Origin of the sequence: Microbulbifer agarilyticus S89, assembly GCF_000220505.1 — a bacterium.
GTDB lineage: Bacteria > Pseudomonadota > Gammaproteobacteria > Pseudomonadales > Cellvibrionaceae > Microbulbifer > Microbulbifer agarilyticus_B.
In genome coordinates, this window is record NZ_AFPJ01000003.1 from 1 (window position 1) to 735 (window position 735).

A 735-nucleotide genomic window follows, 5' to 3' on the forward strand; every position below is an offset into this window, starting at 1 on the left:
CCCCGGCGATACGCTCGAATGGACCATCGAAGTGAGCAACCAGGGGAACCAGGACGGCACCGGTGTGACGATCACCGATACTCTGCCGGATACCGATTTGTTTGCCAGCTTTACCGCGAGCAATGGTGGTGTTGTGGATCTGGTTGCGGGCACCGTGACTTGGGATATCGGTGATCTTGCGGCGGGTGATTCCGTCACCCTGACCCTGACCGGCGTGGTAGCGGACGCAGTACCCGTCACCATTCCAACACAGACCAACTCCGTCGAAGTCACCGATGATGGCACCAATGGACCGGACCCCACACCGGACAACAATACCGACAGCGAAGACTTCGATATCACCTATGTGGAACTGACCATCGATAAAGACGATGGCGGCATCAGTGCAGAGCCTGGCGATAGCGTGGTGTTTAACCTCAGCTACCGCAACAACGGTACTGCCGATGCAGAGGGTGTGGTGATTACCGAAACACTACCTCCCAATACGACTTTTGATTCCGCCAACTCCAGCGCGGGCTGGGTACAAAATGGGGATGTGTTCACGCTGGATATCGGCAGCGTTGCCGCCGGCGCAGAGGGCACGGTGCAGTTTGCGGTCATCGTAGATGAACCACTGCCCAATGGTGTTATTGAAACCAGCAACACGGCAACCATCGAAGATAACGGCAGCTCCGGCCCGGATCAGAACGTCGATAACAACGAGGACAATGAACAGACACCGCTGGTCGCGGCCCC

General features: G+C 57.1%; 1 pseudogene. It reads left to right on the top strand.

The features are described from left to right. Nucleotides 1-735 (top strand): annotated as a pseudogene (locus AS89_RS16455) (DUF11 domain-containing protein); the annotation flags it as partial.